This window comes from Candidatus Paceibacterota bacterium (assembly GCA_028716825.1).
GTDB lineage: Bacteria > Patescibacteriota > Minisyncoccia > Minisyncoccales.
This window is the reverse complement of record JAQUPA010000026.1, coordinates 1-6,885: the sequence shown is the minus strand read 5'-3', so window position 1 is coordinate 6,885 and position 6,885 is coordinate 1. Positions and strand designations below refer to the sequence as shown.

7 protein-coding genes are annotated in these 6,885 nt (G+C 29.9%); all 7 read left to right on the top strand.

What is annotated here, in order from left to right; genetic code table 11:
• A partial coding sequence (locus PHI88_03575; GenBank protein ID MDD5552208.1) for a 2-phospho-L-lactate transferase CofD family protein occupies positions 1-386 on the top strand: 386 nt, incomplete at its 5' end.
• A gap of 132 nt (positions 387-518) precedes the next feature.
• Complete coding sequence (locus tag PHI88_03570) at positions 519-1,700, top strand: sugar phosphate nucleotidyltransferase (GenBank protein MDD5552207.1); 1,182 nt, start codon at positions 519-521, stop codon at positions 1,698-1,700.
• 25 nt (positions 1,701-1,725) lie between these two features.
• The gene (locus PHI88_03565) at positions 1,726-2,604 is read left to right on the top strand and encodes a DegV family protein (GenBank protein ID MDD5552206.1); all 879 of its coding nucleotides are present in this window, start codon (positions 1,726-1,728) and stop codon (positions 2,602-2,604) included.
• A gap of 100 nt (positions 2,605-2,704) precedes the next feature.
• Positions 2,705-3,415 carry an alpha/beta hydrolase gene (locus PHI88_03560; protein MDD5552205.1) on the top strand — a complete coding sequence of 237 codons (711 nt, stop codon included), beginning with the start codon at positions 2,705-2,707 and terminating at the stop codon, positions 3,413-3,415.
• Positions 3,416-3,426: 11 nt separating this feature from the next.
• The gene (locus tag PHI88_03555; protein ID MDD5552204.1) at positions 3,427-5,073 is read left to right on the top strand and encodes a Mur ligase family protein; all 1,647 of its coding nucleotides are present in this window, start codon (positions 3,427-3,429) and stop codon (positions 5,071-5,073) included.
• Positions 5,074-5,086: 13 nt separating this feature from the next.
• Positions 5,087-5,857, top strand: a complete 771-nt coding sequence (locus tag PHI88_03550; protein ID MDD5552203.1) for an FtsQ-type POTRA domain-containing protein — start codon at positions 5,087-5,089, stop codon at positions 5,855-5,857.
• A gap of 103 nt (positions 5,858-5,960) precedes the next feature.
• On the top strand, positions 5,961-6,885 hold a 925-nt coding region (gene pilM, locus PHI88_03545; protein MDD5552202.1), incomplete at its 3' end, for a type IV pilus assembly protein PilM.

Here is a 6,885-nt window from a genome sequence, read left to right as displayed (position 1 = left end):
ATACAAGCATTATTCCAAATCTTCTTGTCAGGGGTATTCCCGAAGCTATAAAGAAAAGCAAAGCTAAGAAAATTTATGTTTGTAATTTAATGACAAAATTCGGTGAGACGAATAATTTTTACGCTAAGGATTTTATTTACGAAATTGAAAACTATTTAGGGGAAAATATTTTAGATTATATTATTTTAAATAATAAAATTCCTCCAAGTAAATTTCTTTTTAAGTATAGAAAAGCAAGGGCTAAAATGGTAAGATATAAGGACCATGATTTCCAGCAAAAAAATCATTATAAAGTAAAGATTATTAAAGCCAATGTTATAAGAATGGGAGATTTTATTCGGCACGATCCTAAAAAAATTGCAAAAATAATTTATTCGTTAAAGTAAAAAAATAATTAATTTATGGAGCTAACGCATTAATTTTTCGCTCCGCTCAAAATTATGGAGCTGACGCATTAAATTTTCGCTCCGCTCAAAATTATGGAGCTGACGCATTAAATTTTCGCTCCGCTCAAAATTATGCAAGCATTAATTTTAGCTGCCGGCGATGGTACAAGGTTAAAGCCACTTACAGAAACAAAACCAAAACCAATTTTGCCAGTTGCAGATACAACACCAATATTACATAATCTCAGTCAGCTTCCAAGAGAGATTAAAGAAGTTATTTTGGTTGTAAAGCCAAATGACAAAATGATAAGGAAAGAAATAAGCACAAATTATAAAGCAAAAAAAATAAAATATGTTGAACAAAAAGTTCAACGGGGTACTGGAGATGCTGCTATGCAGGCAAAAAAATATCTAAAAGATAAATTTTTGATGATGATGGGGGATGATTTGTATGACAAATCAGATATTAAAAATCTTATAAAAAAATGTCCATGTATTGCTGTTAAAACTGTTTATAATCCTTCAAGCTTTGGAGTCGTTGAAACAAAAGGAGAAAATGTGGTTTCTTTTGTTGAAAAACCCAAAAAACCAAAATCAAATCTAGCAAATACCGGCTTATATTTTTTAGATAAAAAAATTTTTAAATATAAAATAAAAAGATGTATTGAAAGAGGAGAATGTGAAATTACAGACTCTATTATTGAGATAATGAAAGAATACGGGCTTTATTACTATAAAATAAAAAAATGGATGCCGATTTCTTATTCATGGAATCTTCTGGACGCAAACGAATTTTTGTTAAGAAAAATATCAAGAAAGATTTTAGGCACCGTTGAAAAGAATGCAACAATTAAAGGTAAGGTCTATATCGAAAAAGGAACGGTTATAAAAAGTGGAAGCTATATTGAGGGTCCTTGCTATATAGGAAAAAATTGTGATATCGGACCAAACTGTTATATAAGGCAAGCTACTACGATAAGAGATAATTGTCATATTGGAAATGCTTGCGAAATAAAAAACTCTATCATTGGAAAAAACACAAAAGTTCCTCATTTAAGTTATGTTGCGGATTCTGTAATCGGCGAGAGTTGTAATCTTGGATCGGGAACAATAACAGCAAATTTAAGACATGATGGAGCGAATGTTTTTTCAATGATAAAAGGTAGTTTAGTTGATACAGGAAGAAGAAAGTTTGGAACCGTTTTGGGAGATAATGTAAAAACAGGAATTAATACTTTAATTTATCCTGGTCGTAAAATCTGGCCGAAAAAAACAACTATTCCTGGTGAGAGTGTAAAAAAGGACATAGATTAAATTATAAGGTTAATTTAAAAAAATTATGAAAAAAATTGGCATTGTTACAGACGAAGTAGGTGATATTGATAAAGAAATAGCCAGAAAACACAAAATAGCGATTGCTTCTGCAAAAATGGATTGGCCGGACATAGAAAATTTACCGGGCGAGAATACATTCCAAAAAATGAGAGAGGTAGAAAAAAGGGGAATTGAAAGTTTTGGTAAAACTTCTCAGCCCTCTCCGAAAAATTTTCTGGACTGCTACAAAGAGCAATTTAAATATTTTGATGAGATTATTTGTATAACTGTAACGTCTAAGCTTTCTGGTACTTTTAATTCGGCTATTCAGGCAAGGAATATGCTTGGCCCCGAAAAATCAGATAAGATATTAGTTGTTGATTCTTTAAATGCTACTGCCGGTCAGGCATTGGTTGTTCTTAAAGCTGTTGATTCTATAGAGGAAAGCAAAGATTCAAAAGAAGTTGCGGAAGAGCTTCAGGGGCTTATTCCAAAAGTTCGTTTTTTTGGAATATTACCAGATCCAAAATGGTTAGAGAAAAGCGGTAGAATGTCTTCGAATTTAGCCAATTGGGTAAGAAAAATGGCGGGAATTGGCATAAGGCCCTTAATTGGAATTAAAAGTGGAGTTGTAAAAGCGGTTGGAGTAAGGACTAGAGTGAAAGATGTCCCAACAGCCCTTTTTAAAGAACTAGAAGATCAGACCAAGAAATCAAGAAAGCAAGGTAAAAGAATTAGAGTTGTTATTACTCATGGCGATGATATAAAAGAAGCCGAGAAATTAAAAAAGATGATAGAAGAGGGATTAGAAAATACCGAAGTAGCTTTTTTAAATCTTATTGATAATGTTCTTGGTATTATTACCGGTCCTGGCACTCTGTTTTGTGCCTGGTGCGAGAAATAATAATATATATAAAATTTAAAAAAGGAGGTCTGGCAAAGTCCAGGCCTTTAAAATTGATTTTTTTTAAAAAAAATATATTATTATCAACCAAACTTAATTTATGGATAAAAAAAGATTATTGATTGTCCGCGGTTGGAGCTCAAAAAGGGAACACTGGCGAGAAGCAATTAATTTTTTAGAGGAAAGAGGTTTTGAAATTTTGCTTCCCGATTTGCCGGGAGTTAATGATGGTAAGCACGAAAAAAAACCATGGACTGTTAATGATTATAAAAATTGGATTTTAAGAATTACAGAGAAAAAAAATTGGGATAATTTTAATTTATTGGGCCACTCTTTTGGCGGGACGGTTGCTGTAAAATTTGCAGCTGATTTGCCCAATAAAATTGAAAACTTAATTCTTTCCTCGCCGGCTGTTGCCGGCTCAAAATCATTAAGGACAATTTTATTTTATATTACTGCACAAACTACAAAATCGGTTTTTTCTCTTCCTGTATTGAGAAAAAAATTTCCAAAGATAAAAGAGAAATTATCTGCCAGGGGCATTAAAGATTACTATTTTGAGAGTGGAACAAGAAAAAAAACTTTAAAAGGAGTAGCAAAAGAAAACCATAGAGAGAATCTTGGAAGGATAAAAGTTAAAACTTTAATATTGTGGGGTTCAGATGACGATAGTATTTCTCCGAAATACGCGCAAGAAATTAAAAAAATAATACCGAACTCAAAAATTATTATTTTTCCCTCAGTTAAGCATCATCCACACAGAGAATCACTTAATGAATTTGCAGAAGAAATAATTAATTTTATAATGTAATATTGTTAACTATGATATCTAAGGAATTATTTTTTGTTATTCTTTTTATTTTATTTTGGTCTTTTCATATTATAAGAAGGAATTTTTTTTGGCTTTATTTTTGGGACAAGAGAGGAAGTCGTTCAATAAGGTTTTTAAATGGTCTTAGAGAGAATAAAGGAATTTTATTTTCAAAAAGCACTATTTTTTCTTTGGTTTTCATCTTATTATTTCCTATAGTTATAAAAATTGATTTTCTTTTTGAAAGTTTAATTTTTGCTTTATTTTCCGTCTTTGGTCTCTATTCTATATATTTGGTATTAATTTCAGTTTATAGAAGAGATTTTAGGGGGTATTTTGTTGTTCCGCGTCCTAAAAAGAAAACAGTATTATTGTTTTTATTTATTTTAATTTTAGAATTACTCTTTTGGGCTGTTTTAATTTTTCCTAAAGCCACACAAGGTACATATCAATATTCATTAATTTTTCTTTTAGTCTTTGAAATTTTCTTTCCAATCTTTTTTTATCTTGCCGCAATTTTTTTAAATTTTATTTTTTCTATTTTGTATTTATTTTTCGGGATTAAAGCAAAAAATAAAATAGAAGAACAAAAAAAATTGATTACAATCGGGATTTGTGGTTCTTATGGCAAAACCCTTACTAAAGAATTTTTATTTCAACTTTTGTCAAAGAAATACAAAGTTTTAAAAACCGAAGGCAAAGAAGCGGAAATTGGAGACATTATTAGAACAATTAACAGAAAACTTAAAAAACAACACAATATTTTTATTTCTGAAATTTCCACTTATAAGAAAGGAGAAATAAAAAGAATTTGTAATATTTTAAAACCAAAGATCGGAATTTTAACGGGTATTTCAGAAGAACATGTTTCTTTATTTGGGAATATAAAAAACATTATAAATACAAAGTTTGAACTTATAAACTGTTTACCGGAAGATGGTGTGGCAATTTTCAATATAGACAACAAAGAAACTCAAAAACTTTTTCAGAGAACAAATGTTAAGAAATATTCTTATTCAGATTCTGAAGAAAAGGGAGATATTTTTGCAAAAAATATAGAATTTTTACCATCAAAGGATAAAATTAAATTTACCATTGTAACTCCCAAGGGAGAAGTAGAAGTGATTTTTAATTCACCCGAAAGAAAAAATATTGAGAATTTTCTTGGTGCTGTAACTTGCGCGATTGAAGTCGGTATGACGCTTGCCGAAATTAAAGAAGCTACCAGCGAAATAAAAATGCCAGGAGGTTTCATGACTCACAGAATTGGCAAAAATGGGGTAAAAATTATTGATGATACTGCCAGTCAGACTCCAAATGGATTTTTATCAGCAATAGATTATCTTAAAAGATATTCGGGTAAGAAAGTAGTGATTGGTTCTTCACTGTTAGAGCTCGGGAGAGCGTCTTATTCTATCCATAATAATATTGGCAAAAAAATGGGGGAGATCTGTGATTTAATAATCATTACAAATCCTTTATTTTTTAAAGAGATGAAATTAGGAGTTCTTTCTGAAGGGATGAAAAAAAATAGAATTTTATTTTTGAGAAATTCCCGTAAAATCTTAAAAAAATTAGAACCTTACCTTAGAGAAGATAATGTAATTTTGCTGGAGGGGGATATTTCAGATAAAATAAAAAAAGAAATAATAGAATAAAATATTAGCCTAAATGATTGCCCGAAAGAAAAAAATAATCTACAGAAAGAAAAAAAGGATACCTATTTATAAAAAAAAATGGTTTTGGAAAATAGTTCTAATTATCTTTGTTTTTTTTATCCTTGCCTGGTTTTTTTTAAATAATTCTCTCTTTGAAATTAAAAAAATAGAAATTTCTTCTCCTGAAAAATATAAGACAAGAATCAAAGAAGAGATTCCTGAAGGTGAAAATTTTTTCATTCTTAATCAAAAAGCTATTTCTCGAAATATTGAAAAAGAATTTCCTCAAATCAAGAACGTAAAAATTGAAAAAATTTTTCCGTCAAGAATATCCGTTAAAGTAGAAGAAAGGATGGCCTTTGGTGTTTTTTGTTCTAATCAAAAAACCTCCCATTGTTTTTTAATGTCAAGCGATGGATTTATTTATAAAGAAACTAAGCCTTCAGATAAATATTTATTATTTATTGGAGACAATTCCGATAATCTGAAAATAGGAGAGGAGGCTATACAAAAAGAGTTGATGGAGGGGATAATTTCCTTAATGAAGGAGTTAAGAAAATTGAAAATTTCAGTAAGCAGAATAGAGACTTTTTTATTTGAAGTTAGAGTTTTTACAAAAGAGGGTTTTAAAATTTATTTTTCAAAAGATAATTTTAAGAAACAGACAGAAATATTAGTTACTATTTTAAAAAACACAATAAAGTCAAAAGAAAAAAAATCTCTTAAATATATTGATTTGCGCTTTTTAGAAGAGGGTGAGAAAGGAGCGGTTTATTGGAAGTAGTAGTTGAAAAATTAAAAATATTGTAACTCACAAAAAAAAGAATTATAATTATATAAATAAAAAACTTTTTTAAGTTTTTTGTTCTGATTTACTAGAAAATCTTATGGCATTGGGCAAAAACTCTGTATTAGGAATTGATATTGGGACTACTTCGATAAAAGTAGTTGAGTTAATTAAGCACGGATCAGATGTGATGTTAAATAATTATGTGGAATATCACAGAACACGTAATAAAAAGACTTTTCCTTTTCAGACAGATTCTTTTTCTTTTTTCGAAGAAGATGTAGCTTCAAAACTGATAGAATCTCTTGAAGAAGCTTCGATAGAAACAAGAGTGGGTAACTTTTCTTTACCATCTTTTTCCGGATTTTTTACTACTTTTGAATTACCAAGGATGGAAAGAGATGAAATTGAAGAAGCTGTAAAATATCAGTCATACAAGTACATTCCTTTACCCCTTCAGGAAGTTATTCTTGATTGGGAAATTTTAGAAGAAGAACCAGAGAATAAAAATTTTGTAAGGGTATTACTTGTCGCTATTCCAAGAGATATTATTGAAAAACACAAGAAAGTTGCGGAATTTTCAGATATTAATATAAAAACTTTAGAAATTGAGAGCTTTTCTGATATTAGATCTCTTGTGGGGGAAGATAAAAGTCCGACAGTAATTGTAAATATAGGAGACAGAGCTACGAATATTATTGTGGTGGACCAAGGTTACTTAAGAGTTTCTCATTCTTTGGATTTTGCCGGCTTTCATATAACAAAAGGATTATCTGAGGGTCTTAATGTTTCTTTTACAAGGGCAGAAGAGTTGAAAAAAGAAAAAGGAGTAGTAAAAGAATTAGGAGGTCTGGTTTCGACTCCGGTTTTTTCCATAATTGATAAAATCATATTTGGTATGCAAAAAGCTATAAATGCTTATCTTTCAAAGAATCCACGTCGTCAAATTGAAAAAATAATTTTATCAGGAGGAACTGCGAATATGCCAGGGATTTGTGATTATTTTTATTCAAAAAGTAGTATAA